Source organism: uncultured Roseovarius sp. (assembly GCF_913054395.1).
Taxonomy (GTDB): domain Bacteria; phylum Pseudomonadota; class Alphaproteobacteria; order Rhodobacterales; family Rhodobacteraceae; genus Roseovarius.
Map to the genome: position 1 here is coordinate 1 of NZ_CAJXIP010000031.1, position 22,060 is coordinate 22,060.

At 60.9% G+C, this 22,060-nt stretch carries 23 protein-coding genes and 1 pseudogene; 4 read left to right on the plus strand and 20 right to left on the minus strand.

From position 1 onward, the window contains the following. The first annotated feature begins 27 nt into the window (after positions 1 to 27). Both ubiE and ubiB read left to right on the plus strand, forming a co-directional pair. The gene (ubiE, locus tag QZ522_RS06455; RefSeq protein ID WP_294608841.1) at positions 28 to 771 is read left to right on the plus strand and encodes a bifunctional demethylmenaquinone methyltransferase/2-methoxy-6-polyprenyl-1,4-benzoquinol methylase UbiE; all 744 of its coding nucleotides are present in this window, start codon (positions 28 to 30) and stop codon (positions 769 to 771) included. Between the two features lie 2 nt (positions 772 to 773). Then, positions 774 to 2,306 carry a 2-polyprenylphenol 6-hydroxylase gene (gene ubiB / locus QZ522_RS06460; RefSeq protein WP_294608843.1) on the plus strand — a complete coding sequence of 511 codons (1,533 nt, stop codon included), beginning with the start codon at positions 774 to 776 and terminating at the stop codon, positions 2,304 to 2,306. Positions 2,307 to 2,494: 188 nt separating this feature from the next. Here ubiB and QZ522_RS06465 read toward each other — a convergent pair whose 3' ends face one another. The 3 genes from QZ522_RS06465 to QZ522_RS06475 all read right to left on the minus strand — a co-directional run bounded on the left by QZ522_RS06465 (position 2,495) and on the right by QZ522_RS06475 (position 5,307). Then, positions 2,495 to 3,367: a phosphotransferase gene (locus QZ522_RS06465; RefSeq protein WP_294608845.1), complete on the minus strand. Its 873-nt coding sequence runs from the start codon at positions 3,365 to 3,367 to the stop codon at positions 2,495 to 2,497. A gap of 74 nt (positions 3,368 to 3,441) precedes the next feature. Continuing rightward, positions 3,442 to 4,107: a flagellar hook capping FlgD N-terminal domain-containing protein gene (locus tag QZ522_RS06470; protein ID WP_294608847.1), complete on the minus strand. Its 666-nt coding sequence runs from the start codon at positions 4,105 to 4,107 to the stop codon at positions 3,442 to 3,444. A gap of 12 nt (positions 4,108 to 4,119) precedes the next feature. Continuing rightward, positions 4,120 to 5,307: a flagellar hook-length control protein FliK gene (locus tag QZ522_RS06475; RefSeq protein WP_294608849.1), complete on the minus strand. Its 1,188-nt coding sequence runs from the start codon at positions 5,305 to 5,307 to the stop codon at positions 4,120 to 4,122. A gap of 114 nt (positions 5,308 to 5,421) precedes the next feature. On the opposite strand from QZ522_RS06475, the gene QZ522_RS06480 reads away from it, so the two are divergent. Both QZ522_RS06480 and QZ522_RS06485 read left to right on the plus strand, forming a co-directional pair. Further along, positions 5,422 to 5,709 (plus strand): rod-binding protein, encoded by a 288-nt coding sequence (locus QZ522_RS06480; protein WP_294608851.1) that lies wholly within the window; start codon positions 5,422 to 5,424, stop codon positions 5,707 to 5,709. Then, positions 5,699 to 6,058: a flagellar protein FlgN gene (locus QZ522_RS06485; protein ID WP_294608853.1), complete on the plus strand. Its 360-nt coding sequence runs from the start codon at positions 5,699 to 5,701 to the stop codon at positions 6,056 to 6,058. Before QZ522_RS06480 ends, QZ522_RS06485 begins: the two co-directional genes overlap by 11 nt. A gap of 209 nt (positions 6,059 to 6,267) precedes the next feature. Here QZ522_RS06485 and QZ522_RS06490 read toward each other — a convergent pair. The 17 genes and pseudogenes from QZ522_RS06490 to QZ522_RS06570 form a co-directional block, all read right to left on the minus strand. Beyond that, positions 6,268 to 6,366: pseudogene (locus tag QZ522_RS06490) on the minus strand (chemotaxis protein MotB); the annotation flags it as partial. Between the two features lie 92 nt (positions 6,367 to 6,458). Beyond that, positions 6,459 to 7,859 (minus strand): TRAP transporter large permease, encoded by a 1,401-nt coding sequence (locus QZ522_RS06495; protein ID WP_294608854.1) that lies wholly within the window; start codon positions 7,857 to 7,859, stop codon positions 6,459 to 6,461. Beyond that, a complete protein-coding gene (locus QZ522_RS06500; RefSeq protein ID WP_294608856.1) occupies positions 7,859 to 8,488 on the minus strand; it encodes a TRAP transporter small permease in 630 nt (209 codons plus the stop codon). Before QZ522_RS06500 ends, QZ522_RS06495 begins: the two co-directional genes overlap by 1 nt. A gap of 80 nt (positions 8,489 to 8,568) precedes the next feature. Next, a complete protein-coding gene (locus QZ522_RS06505; protein ID WP_294608858.1) occupies positions 8,569 to 9,585 on the minus strand; it encodes a C4-dicarboxylate TRAP transporter substrate-binding protein in 1,017 nt (338 codons plus the stop codon). Between the two features lie 121 nt (positions 9,586 to 9,706). Then, positions 9,707 to 11,047: a sigma-54 dependent transcriptional regulator gene (locus tag QZ522_RS06510; RefSeq protein WP_294608860.1), complete on the minus strand. Its 1,341-nt coding sequence runs from the start codon at positions 11,045 to 11,047 to the stop codon at positions 9,707 to 9,709. Further along, positions 11,044 to 12,771: an ATP-binding protein gene (locus QZ522_RS06515; protein ID WP_294608862.1), complete on the minus strand. Its 1,728-nt coding sequence runs from the start codon at positions 12,769 to 12,771 to the stop codon at positions 11,044 to 11,046. The genes QZ522_RS06510 and QZ522_RS06515 overlap by 4 nt, the downstream gene beginning before the upstream one ends. A gap of 59 nt (positions 12,772 to 12,830) precedes the next feature. Next, on the minus strand, positions 12,831 to 13,940 hold the full coding sequence (locus QZ522_RS06520) for an alpha-hydroxy acid oxidase (protein WP_294608864.1): 1,110 nt from the start codon (positions 13,938 to 13,940) through the stop codon (positions 12,831 to 12,833). A 25-nt stretch (positions 13,941 to 13,965) separates the two neighbouring features. Beyond that, complete coding sequence (gene comE / locus QZ522_RS06525; RefSeq protein ID WP_294608866.1) at positions 13,966 to 14,520, minus strand: sulfopyruvate decarboxylase subunit beta; 555 nt, start codon at positions 14,518 to 14,520, stop codon at positions 13,966 to 13,968. Further along, the gene (gene comD, locus QZ522_RS06530; protein ID WP_294608868.1) at positions 14,517 to 15,023 is read right to left on the minus strand and encodes a sulfopyruvate decarboxylase subunit alpha; all 507 of its coding nucleotides are present in this window, start codon (positions 15,021 to 15,023) and stop codon (positions 14,517 to 14,519) included. The genes comE and comD overlap by 4 nt, the downstream gene beginning before the upstream one ends. Before the next feature lie 51 nt (positions 15,024 to 15,074). Beyond that, complete coding sequence (locus tag QZ522_RS06535) at positions 15,075 to 15,479, minus strand: universal stress protein (protein WP_294608870.1); 405 nt, start codon at positions 15,477 to 15,479, stop codon at positions 15,075 to 15,077. A gap of 39 nt (positions 15,480 to 15,518) precedes the next feature. Next, complete coding sequence (locus QZ522_RS06540; RefSeq protein WP_294608872.1) at positions 15,519 to 16,514, minus strand: alcohol dehydrogenase catalytic domain-containing protein; 996 nt, start codon at positions 16,512 to 16,514, stop codon at positions 15,519 to 15,521. After that, the gene (locus QZ522_RS06545; protein ID WP_294608874.1) at positions 16,511 to 17,269 is read right to left on the minus strand and encodes an SDR family oxidoreductase; all 759 of its coding nucleotides are present in this window, start codon (positions 17,267 to 17,269) and stop codon (positions 16,511 to 16,513) included. Before QZ522_RS06545 ends, QZ522_RS06540 begins: the two co-directional genes overlap by 4 nt. Then, complete coding sequence (gene hisD / locus QZ522_RS06550; RefSeq protein ID WP_294608875.1) at positions 17,262 to 18,569, minus strand: histidinol dehydrogenase; 1,308 nt, start codon at positions 18,567 to 18,569, stop codon at positions 17,262 to 17,264. Before hisD ends, QZ522_RS06545 begins: the two co-directional genes overlap by 8 nt. A gap of 10 nt (positions 18,570 to 18,579) precedes the next feature. Beyond that, the gene (locus QZ522_RS06555) at positions 18,580 to 19,908 is read right to left on the minus strand and encodes a TRAP transporter large permease (RefSeq protein WP_294608877.1); all 1,329 of its coding nucleotides are present in this window, start codon (positions 19,906 to 19,908) and stop codon (positions 18,580 to 18,582) included. An 11-nt stretch (positions 19,909 to 19,919) separates the two neighbouring features. Next, positions 19,920 to 20,435: a TRAP transporter small permease gene (locus QZ522_RS06560; protein WP_294608879.1), complete on the minus strand. Its 516-nt coding sequence runs from the start codon at positions 20,433 to 20,435 to the stop codon at positions 19,920 to 19,922. A gap of 121 nt (positions 20,436 to 20,556) precedes the next feature. Continuing rightward, a complete protein-coding gene (locus tag QZ522_RS06565; RefSeq protein ID WP_294608881.1) occupies positions 20,557 to 21,705 on the minus strand; it encodes a TRAP transporter substrate-binding protein in 1,149 nt (382 codons plus the stop codon). A 26-nt stretch (positions 21,706 to 21,731) separates the two neighbouring features. Next, positions 21,732 to 21,914: a hypothetical protein gene (locus QZ522_RS06570; protein WP_294608883.1), complete on the minus strand. Its 183-nt coding sequence runs from the start codon at positions 21,912 to 21,914 to the stop codon at positions 21,732 to 21,734. Between the last annotated feature and the right edge of the window lie 146 nt (positions 21,915 to 22,060).

Below are 22,060 nucleotides of genomic sequence, written 5' to 3' on the forward strand. Positions count from 1 at the left end.
GATCGAGAGCAAGGAACGGCAAGACCCATGAGCGACAAAACCACCCATTTCGGATTTGAGACCGTGCCCGAGGCCGAAAAAGCCGGACGTGTGCGCGGGGTATTCGGTAATGTGGCCAGCAAATACGACGTGATGAACGACGCCATGAGCATGGGCATTCACCGTATCTGGAAGGATGCGATGATGGATTGGCTTGCGCCGCGCGCGGGTCAGAAGCTTTTGGATGTGGCGGGGGGCACCGGTGATATCTCTTTCCGGTTTCTCAAACGCGCCGGTAGCGGTCATGCCACCGTTCTCGACCTGACCGAGCCGATGCTGATCGAGGGCCGCAAACGCGCCGAGGCCGAAGCGATGGCCGCCAGTCTTGATTGGGTGGTGGGCGATGCGATGGCATTGCCGTTCGAGGATAACACCTTTGACACCTATACGATCAGCTTTGGCATCCGCAATGTCACCCGCCCACAAGAGGCCCTGAACGAGGCGTTTCGCGTGCTCCGGCCCGGTGGGCGGTTGATGGTTCTGGAATTCAGCCAGATTCCCAATGACCTTATGCAGAAGGTCTATGATCTTTACTCCTTCAACATCATCCCGCAGCTGGGGCAGCTGATCGCGAACGACCGCGACAGCTATCAGTACCTTGTTGAATCGATCCGCCAGTTTCCGGATCAGGAAACATTTCTTCAGATGGTTCGCGATGCAGGGTTCGAGAATGCGAAATACCGCAATCTCAGCCTTGGCATCGCCTGCCTGCATTCGGGCTGGAAAATCTAGGAATGCGCGGACCACATAATATTCTGCGCCTCATCCGGACCGGTGCCACGCTTGAGCGGACCGGCGCGATGGGTCTTGTCATGGATGCCTTCGAGGCGCCGCCTTTGGTGCGCGGCACGATGCGCTTTCTGGCCTGGCCGTTTCAATGGCTCGGCTACAAGGGGGATCCCGATGCGCCGCCTGCGCCGCGCGCCCTGACGGCGCTTGGCCCGGCCTATATCAAGTTCGGTCAGATCCTGTCGACGCGCCCCGATCTTGTGGGCGAGGACCTCGCCCAGCAGTTGCGGGTGCTTCAGGACAAGCTTCCGCCATTTTCGATCGAACTTGCCAAGCGCAGCATCGAACAGGAACTTGGCCAGCCGGTCGAGGCGCTGTTTGATGACTTTAGCCCGCCGGTGGCGGCGGCCTCTATTGCGCAGGTCCACAAGGCGCGGCTGCGCGAGGACGGAACGGCGGTGGCGGTCAAGGTGCTGCGTCCGGGAATCGAACGGGCCTTTCGCCGCGACATAGACGCGTTTTATTTTGCCGCGCGGACCATCGAAATGCTGGCCCCCGGTGCGCGCCGTCTGCGCCCGACCGAGGTGATCGCGCATTTTGAGGGCGTCGTCATGGGCGAGCTCGATCTGCGGCTTGAGGCGTCCTCAGCTTCTGAATTTGCGGCCAATACCGGCGAGGACGCGGGCTTTCAGTTGCCTGCGGTTCAGTGGGACCTGTCGTCGCGCCGGGTCATGACCATGGCCTGGGCGGATGGGCTTCCGCTTGGGGACAACGCGGCGCTTGATGCGGCGGGGCATGACCGATCCGTGCTTGGCGAACGCGTTCTTCAGCTTTTCCTCAGTCACGCGTTGCGCGACGGGTATTTTCATGCCGACATGCATCAGGGCAACCTCAAGGTTGCCGCCAATGGCGATATCATCGCCTATGATTTCGGAATTATGGGGCATATCGACGAATATACCCGCCGGGTCTATGCCGAGATCCTCTATGGGTTTATCCGTCGCGATTACCGCCGCGTCGCGGAGGTGCATTTCGAGGCCGGTTATGTGCCTGCCGACCGTGATGTCGATGCCTTTGCGCGCGCCTTGCGGGCCGTGGGCGAACCGATTTTTGGCATGGATGCCAGTAAGATTTCGATGGGCAGCCTGCTTAGCTATCTCTTCGAGGTGACAGAGCGGTTCGGAATGGAAACCCGGACCGAACTTATCCTGCTGCAACGCACGATGGTGGTGGTCGAGGGTGTTGCCCGCTCGCTTTATCCGCAGATCAACATCTGGCAGGTGGCCAAGCCTGTGGTTGAGGATTACGTCAAGTCCACGATCGGTCCGCGGGCGATGCTGCGCGATCTCGGGCGCACGGCGGCGGTTCTTTCGCGCTATGGTCCGCGACTGCCCAAGCTTGTTGAGGATGCTTTGATCCGGCAAGCCACGCCAGCAACGCCGCCAGCTCCGTCACGCTGGCCGCGAAACGGTTTTTGGGCGCTTCTGGGGGGTGTCGCGGGCGCAGCGGCAATGTTTGCGCTTATGAATTACAGCTAAAGTTCGGCTCTGGCCCCGCCCCGTCCGGATTTTTCCGGACAGGACGGACGCAGGGCTTTGCGCGGTGGCCGGTACAGGCTAGGCAAAGCGTGATCGAAACCCGTCGTGCAGTCCCGCAGCGCCATCATGTGCCGACCCTACAGGTATTGACCATGAGGCTTGTGCAGGGTCGAAGTGGCTTTTGCTGTCTAACCGGTCTCCAGGGCGCGCGCCTCGGCCTTGGCGCGGATGTCGGCCTGAGGGTCGCCATTGGCCGTTTGCCACAGGCAATAGGCCAGCATGCGCCAGTGATACCAAGGCGCAAGATTAGTGTATCTTTTTATGACCTTGGCGTCGTCATAGGCATCAAGAAAGGTCTGTTTTTCACCCTCTGCAAGCGCTTTGCCGCGATAGGCAAGCTGCATGGCCGGGGACAGGAAAATGGCAATGTCCTCGCAAGGATCGCCAACACCCGGACATTGCCAGTCAATCAACCACAAGCCCCGCGAGTCACCGATGATATTGCCCGGCACCGGATCGCCATGCAGCAGACATGCCGCGCCGATGGGCGCAACTTCGGCCTTTGGCATCAATCGTTGGGCCCAATCGGCGCCAGAAGGCGCGCAACTTTGCAGAATACGTTCTGCCTGATGACGCAGGGCAAGACTTCCGTCCGGTGTGGCGCGCAGGCCTTCCGGAGCATCGAGGCGGTGCAGCCGTTTCAATACCTGCGCTACCTTTGCCGTGTCGCTTTTCCAGGTCACGCCATGAAGGTGTTCGTAGATTACGCATTGGCCAAGCGGTGTGGCAAAGTGATCAACGAGCCGTGGTGCAAGATCATGCCCCTGAAGGTGGCGCAGGGCCTGGATTTCACGCGCGGGATCATTGGGAAAAAGCGGGTTTTCGGCACCCTGCGCAAAGAGTTTGATGACGATTTGGCGGCTGCCGTCGGTTACGCGCCAACTTTGATTGGTGCGCCCGCCATCAAGCACCGCCCATCGGGCGTTGGCCGTGGTCACGCCGCGCACCGCAAGCAATTTGGCCAGCCTTGTACCGGCGCTTTCTGAAAGGCTGGCCTGCATGTTGTCATGTCCTGCTGCTTGGGCCGAGGGTTGCCAGACGCTATGCGTTCCAGCCCGGGCAGGCAAGTCAGAGATCACTCTTCGGGCGGGCGAAGCCCAAGCACCTGTGAGGCGGCAATGGTCTGTCCGTTCGCCATCACAAGATTGATCTGGCCCGCGTCAAGTCGCGCTTCGGTGATGTGGCCATGCACCTCTGCGTCATGGCGCGCGATGATTTCGCCCTGCGATAGGGAATGCACTGAAATCTTGTAGGTGCCGTCGCGCAGCGGGATGCCCGCAACATCAAGGCCCGACCATTCAATGCGCCCGCTTTGCGGTGGGATATCCAACCGTTGGACGATCACGCCTTGCGCGTCGCTCACAACCATTTCCGCCGTCTCTGCGGCCGGATCGACTTCGGTGGTCAGAGTAATGGGATCACCCGTGAAATTGACCGGCACATCGGCGCGCGCCTCCATCCCGATCCAGCCGGACAGCTGCCCCATGCCAAGCGTGCTCAGGCCTGCGCCCAGCCCCGCCAAGAGATCATTGGTGCGCACCTGCTGTTCGACGGTCGAAAACGTGGCGAGTTGCACCGCAAAATACGCTGACTCAACAGGATTGAGGGGATCCTGGTTTTGCATCTGGGTGGTAAGCATCTTGAGGAAGGTTTCAAAGTCAGAGTTGAGCGCGCCGCCACTTTGGGCGTTGGCCGTCGCGGTCGTGTTGGTCCTGGGTTGCGTAGCAGAGGTGACTTCCATCCGGAGCCCTTTCTATAGTCTGATATCAAGGCGGTCCGTAATCAGGATTGGCCTGTGGTGAAGGTTGGGTGTGTCGGCAACGGGGTCCTGCGTGCTGGTTTCCCCGGTCCGTAAAATGCTGGCATCGGCGGGATCCTGTCCGGTTTCGCCAGATTGCCCGCCGCCAAAGGAAAACTCTGCTTTGCCATAGCCGATATTCAGAAATTCCTGCGCCAGCGTGTCGATATGGCGGCGCATGAGATCAAGGGTTTCGGGGCGCTCTGCCGTCACCGTGACGCTCATCACGCCGTCAAGCGACGACAGGCTAAGGCGCAGGGGCCCAAGTTCGGCAGGGCTCAGGATAAGGTCGATGGGGCGATTGCCTTCGCCCCTCTGTGCCGCCGCGGCGATCTGCATTGCGATATGTTGCGGAAGTTCGGGGCGTTGCCAAAGCGCCTGTGTCGGGATCGCGCTTGCCGGGGTGTTGCCCGCCGTTACGCGCGCCTCGAAGACAAGCGGCGCATCACCGTTCTCGGATCCGGCGATTGCTGTTGCCATGTCTGGCTTGAAACCTGTCGGCCCGTCGGGGTTGCCACCCCTCGTGGCCCTTGCCGCAACGGCTGTTGCGCTCGCGGTTAACGGAAGCGCCTTGACGGGGTCGGCGGGCATGTTTTCCGCGGCGCGTGTCGCGCCTTGACCTGGGCCCTCTTGCGTACCTTGGGTTTCAGCGGGGTGCCGGTTTTGCCCGGCGCGCAGATCCTGTTGCGTCACGACCCTTGCATCCGCCCCTGCTTGTGTAGTTTCTTTCGGCACAGTTATTTGATCCGTTACCGGTATCAAAGCCAGCTGCGGATTTTCCTGCTCTGGCTCTGTCGGGGTGATCGGCGCCTCTGCTGCAGGTTCCAAAAGCGGCGGTTCCGCCTGAAGGAGAATCGCGTCGTCCTGCCGGGCGTCGAAGTCCTGTGTGTTTTCTTCGGCAGGCTCGGCGATTTCAGCCGTCGTATCAATGACCGCACCGTCACTGGTCTCGTCTGAGGTGCCGGCGTCTGTTGTCCGGGGAAGTAGCCCCCCCTGACCAGGGGTGTCACCCTTACGAAACAATGCGCCAAATGCGTCTTTCGTGTCGCGTTGCGGTGCCTTACCGGCGCGCGTGTCGGGCGCGCCTTGGCGGGCGATGGGCGGGCCCTGACCTGGACCATTGGCAATAGTTGGCATCAGCATCTCGCTACTCCGGGATTTCTTCCGCGTTGTGCCGATCATGCCAAAAGCTGGTTACTGCTTCTTTACCGCTTTGGGGTCTTATCGAATTTAGTTCGTTCAATTCGAGGTAATCCCGTGACAGATTTCTTACCAATCCAGGCTGGCGTGCGCCCTGCCACCCCCACGCGTCAGGCGTCGCCGATAAGAGAAGCCGCAGAACGGCTTGAGGCCAGTTTTCTGGCTGAAATGCTAAAGTCTGCGGGTTTTGGTGAGCAGGAAAACTCGTTCAGCGGCAGTAGCGGCGAGGATCAGTTTGCTTCGTTTCATCGCGAAGCGCTTGCGCTGCAAATGGTCCGCAACGGCGGAATCGGGCTTGCCGAAGTTTTTTATCAATCCCTGACGGAGAAAACCAATGACGCATGACACCGAGCACCAAATCATCCGCCGTCTCGACAGCCTTCTGGAAATTGAACGCGCCGCACTTTTGAAGGGCGACCTTCAGGCGATCCCGAAGCTGGTCGAGGAAAAAGAAGGCCTGATCGACGCCCTGAACGCAATGACCGACAGCGTTCCTTCGGAGCTTGAGGCTTTGCAGGCCAAGGTGACGCGCAATCAGGCGCTTCTGGATGGTGCATTGCAGGGGATTCGCAACGTCGCGGCCCGCATGGCGGCGTTTCGGCGCATGAGACGCTCGATGGAGACCTATGATGAATATGGTCACAAGCATACGATTCTGGGCGAGGTCGATCATAAGGTCGAGAAACGGGCATGATCCGGTTTTGACTAAAATGCTCGATTTATCGGCGGTTGGTTTTAGCATTCCGTTAGGATCTTCAGGGCCATCTTGGGCGTGCATCCGGAAACGGGTGGCGCAGCCCGGAAATCTACCGATTGCTGCACATGTCAGAATGACAGCACAGGCCGCTTCCAAGATGGGGGCGGGACATGAAACTGGCGGAAACCGCCACTCTATAAGGAAAATGCTATGGCGACTTTCCAGGCACCACCATGGTGCCCGCCGCCAGCGACGACCTTTTTCCGTTTGATGATGACTGGCGCCGCATTGCTACGCGCGCTCATATCCACCACCTTTGTTACTCACCCGTGTTAAGGTTTAGCACAAAGGATATTACCTGGCTTTTAACACTTAGAATTTTAAGGATTTCTGAGTATTACGCCTGTGACGGAAGCCAAAGAACGATCCAGGGAAAGGCGACAAGCAATCCGATCGTGACGGCATCCGCGATAAAGAACGGCGTTACGCCCCGGAACACGTCCTGCACGCTGATATCGTCGCGCACGCCCGCCACCACGAAACAGTTGAGACCAATGGGCGGCGTAATCAGGCAGAACTCGGCCATCTTGACCACCAGAATACCGAACCAGATCGCGCACATCGTGCCATTCATGCCAAAGGCGCTTTCCGCCGCCGTGACCGCTTCGCCGCCATTCAGCGCCATGACCGCCGGATAAACCACCGGCAATGTCAGCAGCAGCATCCCGATCGCATCCATGAACATGCCAAGCACCGCATAGGCCAGCAGGATACAGAGCAGGATCACCATCGGTGAATAGTGCAAAGAGGTGATCCAGTCGGAAAACGCCGAGGGCAGATCGGCAAAGCCCAGGAAACGCACATAGATCAGCACGCCCCAGATGATCGAAAAGATCATCACCGAAAGCTTGGCTGTTTCCAGCAGGGCATCCTTGAGTTCGGGCCACCGCATGCCGCGATAGGCGGCAATGACAAAGACGATGAAGGCGCCGATCGCCCCGCCTTCGGTCGGCGTGCCCCAGGCATCGCCGCCAAAGGGGTTGTAGACAAAGAAGATGATGATCACGACCACCGCGACAATCGGCAGGGCGGGCGGCAACGACGAAAACCGCTGGCGCCAGGTGAACCCACCCACCGGCGGGCCAAAGCCTTTGACCGTCAGGGCAAGGCCCACGATCAGGAGGGTATAGACCAGCGCGGAAAACACGCCGGGAATGAACCCGGCGAGCAAGAGCATGCCCACATCCTGTTCCACGATGATCGCATAGATCACAAGGATCGCCGAGGGGGGGATCAGGCTTGCCAATGTGCCGGCTGCCGCCACGACGCCTGCCGCGAAACGCTTGTCATAGCCGACGTCAAGCATCTCGGGGATGGCGATACGGGCAAACACCGCCGCCGTGGCCACCGAGGCGCCCGATACGGCGGCAAAGCCCGCTGTGGCAAACACCGTGGCAACCGCAAGGCCGCCCGGTACCCAGGCGATCCAGCGTTTTGCTGCCTCGAACAGCGCGCGGGTGAGGCCTGCGTAATAGGCCAGATAGCCGATCAGAATGAAGGTCGGGATAAGCGACAGCGCCTGCGACGAGACCTTGCCGTGGGGGACCTGTCCGGCGGTCTTGACGCCAACGGTCAGCGCCCATGCAAGCTGTGCAAACTCGTAATCCTTCTTGTCCCAGAAGATCCAGACGAGGCCAACGATGCCCGCAAGACCCGCGGCAAAGGCCACGCGCATGCCAAGCACGACCATGACCAGCATTCCGGCGGTGACCCAAAGGCCGATTTCAATCGAGGTCATTAATCGCGTCCCTGAATATGTTCGGCCTCAGCCGCCGCCTGTTCCGCAACAGACATGATCAATGGCACCGCCACCGGGCGTTCGGCGCCGCTGACAAAGGCGCGCCCATAGCCCCAAAGCTGAAGTACAAGCCGCAGCGCCATCACCGAGAACGCCACCGGCACGACAAGTTTCGAGGGCCAGATCGGCAGGCCGATGTCGATCGAACTGTCACGGCTCCAGAGTGGTTTGGTCATGTCAAAGCTGCGGTCGAAATGCGCCCATGATCCCCAGATCAGGGCCACGATCAGGATGAGTATGCCAAAGGTCGTCAGGAATTCCGCCAGCCAGAGCGCGCGGCCCTTAAGCTGTGCCACCACGATATCCATGCGGATATGGCCGCCGTCGCGCTGAACATAGGACACGCCAAGAATGGCGATCAGCGGCATGAAGGCCTCGATCCAGTCGACATAGCCGGACAGCGGTTCATTGAAGATGTTTCGCCCCGTCACGGATATGACGGCAAGCACCATAAGACCGAAGGCAAAGAGGCCCGCGATCAAAGCGAAAAAGCGTTCCACGACCTGAAGCGCCTGATCTAGGCGGCTAAGCAGGCTGGAATCGCGCATTACGGCAAAAGAGCCGGCCATGGCGGTTAAGCTCCTGTTGTGGGGGCGTCAGACCTTTGGAGAACGGCCCCGGAGAGTGTCCACCGGGGCCGCAGAGCAGATCAGTTGCCTGCCCGTTCCTTTTCAAGCGTCGCGCCGACAAGGTCATAAAGCTCTTGGGCGGGCATGCCCTGCGCGCCCATTTCCTCGATCCAGGCGGCTGCGATCGGCTCGGCTGCGACCTTTTTGAACTCGGCCAGCTGTTCGTCTGAAATGGTGACCTTGGTCACGTTCTTTTCGGCAAGAACTGTGTCCCATTTCTTGAGCAGTTCGCCATAGTTGGCAAGGTAATGGTCGATCGCCTCACCGACCGAGCCGTCAAGCGCCTCGCGCTCGGCGTCCGACAGGCTTTCATAGGCGTCGATGTTCACGACCACCGGACAGTTCACCGTGCCGGGGTTGAGGTTCTCGGTCCACCAGGTGGCCTCGTTGATGGTGCCAAAGGACAGGTGCGCGTGCTGGGCAAAGGCGACGGTATCGACAACGCCGGATTGCATCGCCTGATAGGCCTCGGACGAGGTTACCGATGTGGGAACGGCGCCAACGGCGGCAAAGGCCTTGCCAAGACCGCCGGTTGCGCGCACGCGCATGCCGTCGAATTCGGCCAGCTCATCGCGCGGCTCACCGGTGCCGGCAATGTTGTATTGCGGCATCGGGCTTGTCATCAGCATCTTGGCGTTCCACTGCGCCATTTCCTCGGTCACGGCGGGATGAGCATACACCGCGTTGCTGACGGCGACCTCTTCGGCGAGGTTGCGCACGCCGAGGAAGGGCAGCTCTAGCACGGTGATCGCACGGTTCTTGTCGGGGTGATACCCGGCGCAGAACTGGGCCATCTCGAAGGCGCCAATGCTGATCCCGTCAAGGTTTTCACGGTTCTTGGACAGGCCGCCATAGCTGATGTTCATGGTGAACTCGCCGTTGGTCTTCTGCTCGACCAGTTCGGCAAGCTTGTGCACATGCTCTGTAAAGGCGCGGCGCTTGCCCCAGAGCGAAACATTCCATTCCGTTGCCATTGCCTCACCGGCAAAAGCAAGGGTAAGGGCGGCCACAGCGGTGTGGCTCAGTAACTTTTGCATGATTTTCCTCCCAGATTGCATGCGAATTCGTCGGGCTTACCTTCGGACATGGGCGCGCGTCTGGCTATGAAGAAAAGCGCGCAGTCCTCCCGCGCGAGCCCTGCGGAATTCCGCAAGGACACTACAGCAGCGCCTCTTTGTCCAGCCCAAGCTTGACGATCTTCTCATTCAGCGTCCTGCGACCGATGCCAAGCGCTTCTGCCACGGCCTCCATCCGGCCCTGATGGGCGGTGATCGCCTTGCCGATCAATTCGCGTTCGAAGGCGGCAACGGCCTCGCGCAGGGTGTCGGGCACGTCATCGCCAAGCGGATCCGTGCGCAGCGCCTGTGCCATCGACCCGGCACCGCGCCGCGCCGCCAGAACCCGGCGTTCACAGACATTGCGCAGCTCGCGCACATTGCCGGGCCAGTCGTGCGCCAGAAGGGCGGCGGTGTCTTCGGGGCTAAGGTCGGGCACGCGGGTTTCATAGATGCGCGCGAATTCCTCCAGGAACCGCGCCGCAAGCAACATCACGTCATCGCGCCGCTGGCGCAGGGTCGGCAGTCTGATCACCGTGGTGTTCAGCCGATACAGGAGATCCTGACGCAACCGCCCGTTCGCCACGGCCTCGTCCGGGTCTTCGTTGGTGGCCGAAATCACCCGGAAGGTCAGCGGCACGGGCACTTCGGCACCAAACGGCAAGACCTCTTTATCCTCGATCACCCGCAACAGCTTGGCCTGCACTATCGGCGGGCATGAACAGACCTCGTCAAGAAAGATCGTGCCTCCGTCAACGCCGGCCAGACGACCCTTGGCGCCATCATGCACGCCAAACATTTCCGCCTCGAACCCGTCGGGCGACAGCGCCGCACAGTTCAGCGCAAGGAACGGCCCTTCGGCATCCGGCCCCAGGTCATGCAGGGCGCGCGCCACAAGTTCCTTGCCGGTGCCGGTCTCGCCCTGCAACAGAACCGCGGCGCCGCTTTGGGCCAGATCAAGCACCTCTTCGCGCAGGGCGGTGGTTTCGGGGGTCTGCCCCAGCAACACCCGGTCCAGCCCCGACAATTGCATCAGGCGTTGTTTGAGCCTTTGCGTGGTGCGCTTCATCCGGTGCTGATCAAGCGCATGTTGCAGGATGTTCAAAAGGCGGCGCGGCTCATAGGGCTTTTCCACAAAGCTATAGGCGCCGCCCTGCATCGCCCTGACCGCCATTGCGATATCGCCATGCGCCGAGATCAGGACCAACGGCGGCGACAGTTCGGGATCAAGGCTTGCCAGAAGATCCTGCCCGGACAGTCCCGGCATGCGCACATCCGACAGGATCACGTCGGGCTGAAACTCGGCCAGACGCTCGGCGACACGGGCGGCGCGGGGCAGGGCCTCGACCTGCCAGCCAGCGGCCTCTAACAGATCAATCAGCGACAGGCGCATGGCCTTGTCGTCCTCGACAATCATGATGCGGGGATGTGCCGGGGGTATCATGATGGGTCTGTGTCCTCTTCGCCGTCGGCCACCGGTATTTCGACCCGGAACACCGCGCCGCGCCCTTCGGCGTTGCGCGCGCTGATCCGGCCATGATGCTCCTTGACGATATTGGCCGATATCGCCAGCCCGAGTCCCATGCCCCGCCCGCTTTCGCGGGTGGTGACAAAGGGCTCCTGAAGGTCCGAGAGCGATGCCTTGCCAAGCCCGTGCCCGGTATCGTGCACCTCGACCCAGCCCGCCTTGTCGGCAAGGCCCATGCGCACATGCAACAGCCGCTCGTCGCTATCCTCAAGTGCATCCACCGCGTTGCGCAGGATGTTGGTCATCACCTGTTCAAGGCGGAGCTGATTGCCACGTACAAGGATCGGATCGGGTGGCTGGCGCAGATCGAGCGTCACGCCGCTTGCCTCGATATTGGGGGTCAGAAGCGACAGGGCCGCATTGACGACATCGCGCAGGTCGACCTCGCGGAAGACCTCGTGATCGGTGCGCGCAAAGAACTTGAGCTGGCGGGTGATACCTTCCATCCGGTCGACAATCCCGGCAATCCGAGGGATCACCTTCTGCGCGGGCTGATCGGCGATTTCGGCGGCGGCAAGGTGGTTGCGCATCGCCGCGATCGGCTGGCCGAGTTCATGGGTCACAGAGGCGGCCAACTGGCCAAGTGCGGCCAGGCGGCTGGCGCGCTCAAGCTCGTCCTGCGTGCGCTTGAGGCGACGTTCGGCGGTGCGGCGATCCTCGATCTCGACCGCAAGCCGGTCATTGGCAAGGCGCAACTGTGCCTCTTCGGCTTCGGAGCGGCGCAGGGCTGCGCCAATGCGTTGCGTGCGCCGCACCTGCGAGACCATGAAGCCAGCCCCGGCGAGGATCATCACCATCCCCGTCAAAAGCCAGCTTCGGGTGACCGCGGCGCTGTCGTCGGCGAAATAATGCAGCTTCCAATCGTGCTGCGGCAGGCTGGCGGAAAGGTGAATGCGCGTGGCGCCGTCGATCATCGCGCGGGTATCGCCCCTTGGTTGCCAGTTCAGAGGATCAAGCGGCTGACCGGGGAATTGCCGGTTCTCGGCGATCCGGGTGCGCTGTGCATCCGAAAGGTTGCCAAGCGTGCGATAGCGCCAGTCGGGGTTGGACGACAGCAACACAACCCCGTCGCGATTGGCCAGGAAAACCTGTTCTCCCGCCGCGCGCCAGGCCTCTTCAAGATCGGTCAGGTCAAGCTTGATCGCGATCACCCCGGAAATTCCGCCATCCGGCGATTGAACGGCGTCGGCAATGAAATAGCCCGGCAATCCGGTGGTCGCGCCGATCCCGTAAAACCGCCCCTGCGTGCCGGTGATGGCTGCGCGGTAATAGGGGCGAAAGGAATAATCCTGCCCGACAAAGGTTTCGGGCTTGTCGGCGTTCGAGGCCGAGATCGTCACCCCGTCGGCCTGCATCAGGTAAATCGCATCAAGCCCGGATTGCGCGGCAAAGGCAGCAAACCGTTTGTCCAGAACGTCTGTTGGCGCGCCAAGCCCGGTTTCGATCACATATGTGTCGCGCGCCAGCACATAGGTCAGATGCGAGAACCGCTCGAGTTCGGCCAGCACGGTGCTGCGGTAAAGCGACAGGCGCCCGCGCGCCTTGGCCTCTTCTTCGGATTGGAAAAAGCTGAGCGAAAGCCAGAACACACCGATCGCCGCGCAAAGCGCAGAGGCGGCGGCAAGGGCGGAATAGGACAATCGCATGGCCAAGGTATCGGGCGGTTCGGGACGTCATGCAAGCGGTTTGGCGATCTGGCCTAGCGTGCCAGACATTCCTCAAGCGCTGTCATGTCGGTCTTGCCCAGTTGCGCCAGGGTCAGGCTGATTTCTTCACCGATCACCTGCCAAAGCTGGTTCAAACCGCGCTCGCCGCGCCCGGCCATCGCATAAAGCAGCGGTCGGCCAAGAAAGGCGAAACTGGCCCCCATGGCATAGGCCTTGACGATATCTTCGCCCGAGCGCAGGCCGGAATCGTAAAACAGCGGATACTCCGGCCCAAGGGCGTCGCGCATCGCGGCCAGCATCAGAATGGGCGGCGGGGCGCCGTCAAGCTGGCGCCCGCCATGGCTTGAAACCTGAATGGCATCGACGCCTTCCTTGCGCAGGCGCAGGGCGTCGTCGACATCCAAAACGCCCTTGATCACAAGCTTGCCGGGCCAGGCCGCGCGCAGCCGTTGCAGATAGGACCAGTCGGCGGCGGCGCGGCTTGCGGTGCGATCAAACCCGCCATCGGCGAAGTTCGCCATCTGCGGGCGGCCCTTGACCAGAGAGGTCAACGACCATCGCGGGTGCAGGGCAAAATCGACAAACTGCCTTGGCCCTATGCGGAACGGCATCTTGAAGCCATGGCGCAATTCGCGCGGGCGGCGGCCCACCTCGGGCACATCAAGGGTGACGACAAGGGTTTCGTAACCGGCGGCACGGGCGCGTTCGACAAGCTGCATCGTGCCGCCTCCGTCACCGCTGAAGTAAAGCTGAAACCAGGCATGGCCCTCGGCGGCCTCAAGCATCTTTTCAAGCGCGGTCGAGGCCACGGTCGAGACCCCCAGAGGCACCCGGTCACGCGCGGCGATCCGCGCCAGCATAAGGTCCGCACCGGGGGTCGAGAGGTTGCACATGCCCATCGGGGTGATCCCGAAGGGCACTTTTGCAGGGTGATCAAACACCGGCATGGAAAGGTCGCGACGGGTCACGTTGCACAACACGCGCGGTTTAAGCCGCAGATCGCGCAATGCGGCCCGGTTCAGGGCCTCGCCGTGACCTTCGCCTGCTGCCCCGTCGATATAGTCGAACACCATCCACGGCAGCCGGCGCCGCGCCATCTGGCGGGCGTCTTCACTACAGTGGATGTCGCGTGAGGGCAGCATCAATGTTCCTTTTGGTGTTTTGACCTCAGGCCTTGACGGCCTTCATGAAGCGGTCACGGATCACGACCGGGTCCATGGTGATGACCGGAACCTTGATATTGCCGCTTTCGCATTTGCACACGATGATCGTCATCTTGTCCGAGGCCAGCGCCTTTTCCAGCACCTCCCTGGTCTCACTGGCCTGACATTCGATCACCGTCTCACAGCCGCAGGCGCTTGCCACGGCGGCGAGCGAGGTCTTCTTGCCCGCATAGGTCGGCTGATCGCCGGTCGAGCCATAGCTGCCGTTGTCGATGATCAGCAGGATGTAATTGTCGGCCACATTGTTGGCGATGGTCGGCAGGGTGCCAAAGTTGGTCAGGACAGAGCCGTCACCGTCAATCGAGATGACCTTTTTGTTCTGGGCCAGAGCCAGACCAAGCCCGATCGAGGAGGAAAGCCCCATGGTGCCGAGCATGTAGAAATTGGTCGGCTGGTCATCCAGAAGGTGTAGCTCCTGACTTGGAAGGCCGATGTTGCATACAACCAGATGGTCGCGGATTACAGGCGCGATATCGCGCAGAACGTCAGAGCGGATCATTGGTCTCCGTAGCCTCCCCAGAAAGATGCGTCGGTCAGGATTGCGACCGGTTTGTTGCACATGAATGTATATTTCAGGATCGCGTCCAATTCGTTCGCGTCCGATTCCCTGTGAAAGTGATAGGTCGGGATATTCAGCTGATTGAGCAGCGCCTTGGTATGCACCGCCATTTCCACCTGACAGGCCACAGGTTCGCGCAGCTCGCCGCGATAGCTGATCAGCATCGGAAGCGGCATGCGGTAGAACTGAGTCAGGGTGGCCAGCGTGTTGATGGTCACACCGATGGCGGTGTTCTGCATGATGATCGCGGGGCGCTTGCCGCCCATGAAGGCACCGGCGCAGAGGCCCATGCCTTCGTCTTCCTTGTTGGCTGGAATGTGAAAGATCTCGGGGCGGGCCTCGATTTCATCAATCACACCGGCCAGCTGTTTGCAGGGCACGGTGGTGACGAAACTGATGTCATTGGCGACCAGATCGTCGACGATTTTCGTGTGGATGGACACGTGGTTACTCCTTGATTGCAGGATATTGATGGCGGGTAAGGGATGCGGGGTTCATCGCAGGACATGAACCGAACAGGGCGCATGGCGGACAACGCGCGCGGCAGTGGAGCCGAGTAGAAAGTCACTTAATCCCGGTTTGTGAGAGCCGATGACGATGCAGTCGGCCCCCCATTCACGGGCGAAATCGGTGATCGCGCGCCCCGAATGCCCGGTAATCAGGCGTGTCTTGACCCCTGGAAAGGGGGCGACCCGCTCGGCAAGACGATCCCTTGCCGCCCCAAGCGCCGCATTGACGGCATCTTCATCGACATAGGATCGTACCGACGGGTTGAGCGGTTCGTGAACGTGGATGGCGATGATCTCTCCGTCCTCGTCGATCAGCTTCTGCGCGGCTTCGATTGCCGGTTCGCTGATCCCGTGATCGAGCGACAGAGAGACGATGATTTTCTTGTACATCACAGTTCCTTTCCGTCCCGAGCGTCCCCGCCCTTTGTGTTACGCTGTGGCCTCGGGTGCAAGGATGGTTTTCGGGGCGGTCGTGCGACCTTTCCGGATATCGGAAAAGGCGACGGCACCGTCCGATAGCGGGCGCTTCTCGGTCCAATCGAGCGGGCCCATGCGGCCCTCGAACATTGCTTGCGCGGTATCGCGGAAATCCTGTGCGGTATAGGTATAGGTGCCGATAAAGGTGATTTCCTGCAAGGTGATACGCCGGATATCAAGCCCGCCCGTGGCCGAGCCAAGGCCGATATGCACGATAACGCCACCGGGGCGCACATGGGCCGAGGCCTGCGCGCGGGTGGCGTCAAAGCCGACCCCGTCGACCACGAAATCGAACTGATCCGAGGGATCAAGCCCATCGGGCGGCAGGACGTGCTGTTCGCAGTGCATGCTGAGATAGGCGCGCCGCGCCGGGTGGGGCTCGATCATGGTGATGTCGGTGATGCCCTGCGCCGCAAGGCTAAGCGCCGCGCCAAGACCGATGGCACCACCACCGAGCACAAGCGCGCGATGCGCCCCCTCGCCAAGGGCGGTCCGGCCAAGACGTACCGCATGCCAACCACAGGCAATCGGTTCGGCCAGGGCCGCCTGATCGGTTGTGATATGGTCGGGCATCACCACCAGGTTGCGTTCGGGCATGGTCAGCAGCGCGGCAAAGGCGCCTTCGCGCGGCGGCATGGAAATGATCTGGCGGGTGCTGCACAGGTTGTCGCGCCCGGATGTACAGGCCGGGCAGGTGCCGCAGGTGACAAGTGGGTTCACCGTCACGCGCTTGCCGGTCATGGCGCCGCTCAATACGGTGCCGGCCGCCTCGTGGCCAAGCACGAGCGGCGCGGGGCGGCGTTCGTCATGGCCGAGGTAAGCATGCATGTCAGAGCCGCAGATGCCAACGCTGTCGACCCGGATCAACGCCTCGCCGTCTTGCGGCACGGGATCGGCCATATCGCGATACTCAAGCCCCTCGGGGCCGGTATAAACCAACGCCTTCATTTTGCTGTAAAACCTCCGTCCACCATCATGATCTGTCCGGTCACGTATTTCGACGCCTCTGAGCAAAAGAACATCAGCGGGCCGTCAAGATCGTCAACCTCTCCGTTGCGCCCGATACAGGTCTGCGCGGCGTTGCGTGCCGCGCGCTCGGGGTCGTCAAACACCGCCGCCGTAAGCTCGGTGCGGATAAAGCCGGGGGCAATGGCATTGACGTTGACGCCGTCGCGCGACCAGGCCTCGGCCATGGCGCGGGTCATCTGGGCCACGCCGCCCTTGCTTGCGCCGTAAGCAATGCCGCCGGGAAAGGCGCGAAAGGATTGCAGCGAGGCAAAGTTCACGATCCGGCCCCAGCCTTTTTCCTTCATCGCCGGAACAAGATACTGGCTCAGGAAAAACGGCGTGCCGAGGTTTAGCGCCAAGGTGATATCCCAGCCCTCGGGCGTGACATCGTCCGCCGCCTGCCGGGTGTTGATGCCGGCCGCATGCACCACGATATCGGGCGCGCCAAAAGGCAGGGCGGCGGCGCGGGCAAGATCGGCCAGCCCGTCACGATCCGCGAGATCATGGGCAATGACCGCGCCATGATCGCCAACCTCGGCCTGCCATTCAACAAGCGCGTCGGCGCGGCGCGCCACGCCTACGACACGCGCACCGGCGGCGGCCAACACACTGGCCGCACGCCGCCCCAACCCCGAGCTTGCGCCCGTCACCAGGGCGACGCGACCTGTCATATCAAGTATGCCCTTTTCAACCATTGGACGTCAGATCGAAGGTTTCGTCGGGGAAGTATTTCCTGAGACGAATATCGGCGGTGCGGGCGTGCCCCTCCATACCTTCCAGCCGGGAAATCCGCGCCGTGGCTTCGGCCACCGGCTTGGCGCCCTCACGGGTGGCGCGCTGCCATGTGACGATCTTCATGTACTTGTGCACCGAAAGGCCGCCGGTGTAGCTTGCCGCGCCAGATGTGGGCAGAACGTGGTTGGTGCCTGCGGCCTTGTCGCCAAAGGCAACGGTGGTTTCTTCCCCCAGGAACAGCGAGCCATAACAGCTTAGTCGACCCAGCCACCAATCCAGATCTTCGGCCTGAACGGTCAGGTGTTCGGGCGCGTAATCGTCGGATGTGGCGGCCATTTCCTCGCGGTCGGCGCAAAGGATCACCTCGGCATAGTCGCGCCATGCGGCGAAGGCATTGTCGCGGTTCACCTCGGGCAGATCGTCGATCAGGCCGGGGACAAGGCGCATCACCTCTTCGGCCAGCGGGCGGTGATCGGTCACAGGCCAGACCGGCGAGTTATAGCCATGCTCGGCCTGCCCCACGAGGTCTGTGGCCACGACCATCGGATCGGCGGTCTTGTCGGCAAGGACAAGGCTGTCGGTGGGGCCTGCGATCATGTCGATGCCCACGCGGCCGAACAGCATGCGCTTGGCCTCGGCCACGAACTGATTGCCCGGCCCTACCAGGATGTTGGCCTTTGGCAGGCCGAACAGGCCGAATGTCATTGCCGCGACGCCCTGCACTCCGCCCATGGCCAAAATCGTGTCGGCACCGCAAAGATCGGCGGCATAGATGATCGCGGGCGCGATGCCCACGCCGGGGCGCGGCGGCGAGCAGGCAACGATGTGCTTGCACCCGGCGACAGAGGCGGTGGTCACGGTCATGATGGCGCTGGCGATATGGCTATAGCGGCCGCCCGGCACGTAACAGCCCGCGCCGGTGACCGGGATGCTCTTTTGGCCGGCAATCAGACCCGGCACCACTTCGACTTCGATATTCCTGAGGGTCTCTTTCTGGGCCTCGGCAAAGCGGCGCACGTTGTTATGGGCAAACTGTATGTCGCGCTTGAGTTTCTCCGGCACCAGCGCCGCTGCGGCCTCGATCTCGGCGCGTGTTACGACGACATTGCCCTCGTAGCGGTCGAACTTGGCGGCATATTCCATTGCCGCCTTGTCACCGCCCGCCTCGATATCATCAAGGATGGCACGCACGGTGGCCTTTACATCGGTGGCATCGGATTTTGACGTCAGCGTCGCTTTTTTCAGATATTCTCGGGTCATTGGTCAGGTCCTACTTGTAGATATCGGGAAGCAGCGTCGTGGATATCGCCGGGAAATAGGCGATTATCAGGGTCACGATCAGCATAAAGAAAACAAAGGGGACGGCCCGGGCCGCGATCTTGAGGATCGATTCGCCGGTTATGCCTGCAACCACAAACAGGTTCAGGCCGAGCGGCGGGGGGATGAAACCCACACCAAGCGCGGTGATCATCATGATGCAGAACTGAATTTCGTTCATGCCGATGTTGTCGGCCAGCGGTTTCAGGATCGGCGCCAGGATCACGATATTCGGCGTGGTTTCCATAACGCAGCCTGCGGCGATCAGAATCAGGATCATTAACAGGATCAGCATTTGTGGATCATCCGTGAGCGACGTAACCGAGGTCACGAAGCCTTGCGGTACGCCCATGATTGCCAGGGCCTCGGCCAGCGGTGCGGAAAAGGCGATGATCGGAAGGATCACACCATTCACCTTGGCCGAACTAAGCAGCATCGACGGAAAATCCGCAAGTTTCAGCGTCCGCATGATCAGCCCCATCGCGATGGTGACAACCACGGCGGTTGCGCCCGCCTCGGTGGGGGTCATGCGGCCCGAAAAGATGCCGTAAAAGATGATGCCGGGCACGATGAACGCATACCAGCCGGATTTGAGCGACCGCCCGAGATTGGCGAAATACTCGCCGATCGACACATTGCCGCCGCCCTCATAGCCGTAAATCCGGTTGACCACGATGTTGGTGACAAGGATCGACACAAGGATGCAAATGCCGGGGATGAGGGCCGCAAGAAACAGGGTCGAGGCAGAAATACCCAGAACCAGGCCGATGATGATATAAGCGATCGAGGGCGGGATGAGGATGCCGGTACAGGCCCCTGCCGCGACCAGCGCACAAGCATAGGGGCGCGGATAGCCGCTTTCGACCAGACGGTCGATGGTCATCCGGCCCACAGCGGCGGCACCGGCCGCATCCGAGCCCGAGATCGCCGCGAACATGCCGCAGACAAGGACGGTGGCAGACCCAAAGCCCCCCTTGGCGAATTGGGTCAGCGCCTCGGCCACGTCAAGGAATTTGCGTGACAGGCCAGTGCGCACCAACACATCGCCGGTCAGGATGAACAATGGCACGGCGGTCAGGGCAAAGGCGTCAATACCGGTGAACAGGCTTTCGCCCACAGCGCTCAGAGGCATGTCGCCCGACATGACCAGCATGGTGATCGCGGCGGTGCCGATGGCGGCCCAGACCGGAACGGCAAGGGCAATCAGGCCCACGAAAAGGATGACGGGAAGGTAAAAATCCCAGCCCAGTTCGACTGTTTGATTGAGTGTGTTCCAGAGCATCGGTTTTCCCCTCAATCAAACATCTTGTCGCCTTCGTAGACGTCTTTGCCGTCTCGAAGGGCACGCAGGTCGCGCAAGAAGGATTGGATCAGGCGCAGGATCATCAGGGCGAAACCGACCGGTACTGCCATCAGGAACCACACCATCGAAACGCGCAGGCCGTGGCTGACCGAGCCGAATTTGGCAGACACATGAACCGTTTCAAGCGACCAATAAAGCGCGATTACGGCGACCCCGAACATCACCAGATCGCCAAAGATATAGATCAGCGCCTTCATCCGTGGCCCAAGGTAGTGCAGCAGGACGTCAATACGGATGTGTGCACGGTCCTTGACGGCGATGGCGGCACCGATCCAGACCAGGTAGATGAAGGAGTAGCGGACGATCTCCTCGCCCCAGATCGAGGAATAGGAAAAGATCTCGCGCCTGAGGACCTCGACCGCCATGGTGACGACGAGCATCACGTAAAAGACCAATAGCGCCCATCGTTCAGCGTTTTTGTCCAAGGCTTTCATCAGTCTGATCATGATGAGCTTCCATTCGCCAAAAGGATATCCGGGGCCGGGTGAATCGGCCTCGGTGTTGTCTTGGGGGCGTCGGCACCAAGGTGACGCCGACGCAATGCCACCCCTTCAGAGGTGCGCCGGGTCAGGCGTCGTGGACATAGTATTTGCCTTGGGTTCCGGCGGCTTCTTCCATCTTGGCAAAAGCGTCCATCGAACCGGCAAGCTCGGTTTTGAACTCATCCCATTCTGGCCGCTGATACCCCCCCGCCGCTTTCCATTCCGCCAGCTGATCGTCGCTCAGCGAGTGGAATTCGACACCGGCCTTGGCCAGCTCGGCCATGGCATATGCCCGTGCCGACGGCACTTTTGACAGGTTCTGGTGCGCGGTCATCTCTGAGCCCCACATGATCCCCTCTTGCACGTCTGCGGGCATCGAGTTGAACCATTCCAGGTTACACGAATAAACCTGACTGTCCGGCACCGCCTGGGTGAAGGTCACATGGCTCAGGATATCCTTGAAACCAAAGACGTAAAGCGCGCCGACCGACGGATCCAGCGCATCGGCAACACCCTGTTTGATCGCGGAAGGCGTCTCACCCCAGGCGACAGGTGTCGGGTTGGCGCCGACCATGCGGTAATATTGCTGTAGCATCTTGGACCCCGGAACGCGGAACTTGACGCCGCCCAGGTCTGACGGCGACAGGACTGCGCCCGCGCCGCCTTTGCGCACGGCAACAACGCGCGGGTCGATGTTGACGTAAAACAGCGCCTTGAACCCTGCGGCTTCGACCTTGGGGTGCACTTCGGTGTTCCAGAAATCCGAGTTTACCAGATTGGTGAAACGCTGGTTCGAGCCACAAAGATAGGGCATGTTGATCAGGTCAACGGTCGAGGCAAAAGGCGCGAAGTTGGACAGCGAATGCTGTGCCGCCTGAATGGTGCCGCCCTGAACCTTTTGCACAAGCGCGCCACCTGCGCCAAGCTGACCGCCGGGGGCCAGTTTGACATAGACCTTGCCGTTGGTGGCATTCTGGATGTTTTCCTTCAGGTCCAGTTGCATGATCGGGTAACTGCGCGATGCGCCCAGCACATAGGCCGTGGCAATCGTCATCGAGTGGTCGGCGGCGCGTTCACGTTCTTTTTCTTCGGCAGCGGTCTGGGCAACGGCCTCTGTTGACCACAGCATGCCGCCCGCTCCGGCAACCATAGCAGCGGTAAAGCTGCCGGTTCCGGCCAGTTTCAGAAAATTGCGGCGTTCAGCCGACGCAAGCTCTTTGCGTTCTTTCTTCATTGATCGTCCTCCCATTGGTGCATTGATTATTTTTTGCCCTGCCGCCTTGCCGATTCACTTTTCAGGATGGCGGCCACGAAGGTCAGCGATGTCGCCAAAAGCAAAAGCATTTCCCCGACATCGCCAAGAAACGGTTTCCCGCCGAACGAGCCGATTGCAACGTTCAGTGCGAAAATCGTGAACAGGGCCGCGCTTGCGAACAGAGACATGATGTTCCTCCCGTCACCGGCGCTCCACCGCCGATTCGCCCTCAATGTAAGCGCTTACATTGCTATGGGCAAGCTGTTATGTTGTCTGCGGTGGAATTGTGAAATAACGCGCGATACCATTTGGTGGTGAATGGACGGAATGAAAC

What these genes read in the sequence shown, in the direction of transcription:
- ubiE (WP_294608841.1), top strand. Translation starts at nt 28, where the DNA reads ATGAGCGACAAAACCACCCATTTCGGATTTGAGACCGTGCCCGAGGCC.
- ubiB (WP_294608843.1), top strand. Translation starts at nt 774, where the DNA reads ATGCGCGGACCACATAATATTCTGCGCCTCATCCGGACCGGTGCCACG.
- QZ522_RS06465 (WP_294608845.1), bottom strand. Translation starts at nt 3,367, where the DNA reads ATGCAGGCCAGCCTTTCAGAAAGCGCCGGTACAAGGCTGGCCAAATTG.
- QZ522_RS06470 (WP_294608847.1), bottom strand. Translation starts at nt 4,107, where the DNA reads ATGGAAGTCACCTCTGCTACGCAACCCAGGACCAACACGACCGCGACG.
- QZ522_RS06475 (WP_294608849.1), bottom strand. Translation starts at nt 5,307, where the DNA reads ATGCTGATGCCAACTATTGCCAATGGTCCAGGTCAGGGCCCGCCCATC.
- QZ522_RS06485 (WP_294608853.1), top strand. Translation starts at nt 5,699, where the DNA reads ATGACGCATGACACCGAGCACCAAATCATCCGCCGTCTCGACAGCCTT.
- QZ522_RS06495 (WP_294608854.1), bottom strand. Translation starts at nt 7,859, where the DNA reads ATGACCTCGATTGAAATCGGCCTTTGGGTCACCGCCGGAATGCTGGTC.
- QZ522_RS06500 (WP_294608856.1), bottom strand. Translation starts at nt 8,488, where the DNA reads ATGGCCGGCTCTTTTGCCGTAATGCGCGATTCCAGCCTGCTTAGCCGC.
- QZ522_RS06505 (WP_294608858.1), bottom strand. Translation starts at nt 9,585, where the DNA reads ATGCAAAAGTTACTGAGCCACACCGCTGTGGCCGCCCTTACCCTTGCT.
- QZ522_RS06510 (WP_294608860.1), bottom strand. Translation starts at nt 11,047, where the DNA reads ATGATACCCCCGGCACATCCCCGCATCATGATTGTCGAGGACGACAAG.
- QZ522_RS06520 (WP_294608864.1), bottom strand. Translation starts at nt 13,940, where the DNA reads ATGCTGCCCTCACGCGACATCCACTGTAGTGAAGACGCCCGCCAGATG.
- comE (WP_294608866.1), bottom strand. Translation starts at nt 14,520, where the DNA reads ATGATCCGCTCTGACGTTCTGCGCGATATCGCGCCTGTAATCCGCGAC.
- QZ522_RS06535 (WP_294608870.1), bottom strand. Translation starts at nt 15,479, where the DNA reads ATGTACAAGAAAATCATCGTCTCTCTGTCGCTCGATCACGGGATCAGC.
- QZ522_RS06540 (WP_294608872.1), bottom strand. Translation starts at nt 16,514, where the DNA reads ATGAAGGCGTTGGTTTATACCGGCCCCGAGGGGCTTGAGTATCGCGAT.
- QZ522_RS06545 (WP_294608874.1), bottom strand. Translation starts at nt 17,269, where the DNA reads ATGGTTGAAAAGGGCATACTTGATATGACAGGTCGCGTCGCCCTGGTG.
- hisD (WP_294608875.1), bottom strand. Translation starts at nt 18,569, where the DNA reads ATGACCCGAGAATATCTGAAAAAAGCGACGCTGACGTCAAAATCCGAT.
- QZ522_RS06555 (WP_294608877.1), bottom strand. Translation starts at nt 19,908, where the DNA reads ATGCTCTGGAACACACTCAATCAAACAGTCGAACTGGGCTGGGATTTT.
- QZ522_RS06560 (WP_294608879.1), bottom strand. Translation starts at nt 20,435, where the DNA reads ATGATCAGACTGATGAAAGCCTTGGACAAAAACGCTGAACGATGGGCG.
- QZ522_RS06565 (WP_294608881.1), bottom strand. Translation starts at nt 21,705, where the DNA reads ATGAAGAAAGAACGCAAAGAGCTTGCGTCGGCTGAACGCCGCAATTTT.
- QZ522_RS06570 (WP_294608883.1), bottom strand. Translation starts at nt 21,914, where the DNA reads ATGTCTCTGTTCGCAAGCGCGGCCCTGTTCACGATTTTCGCACTGAAC.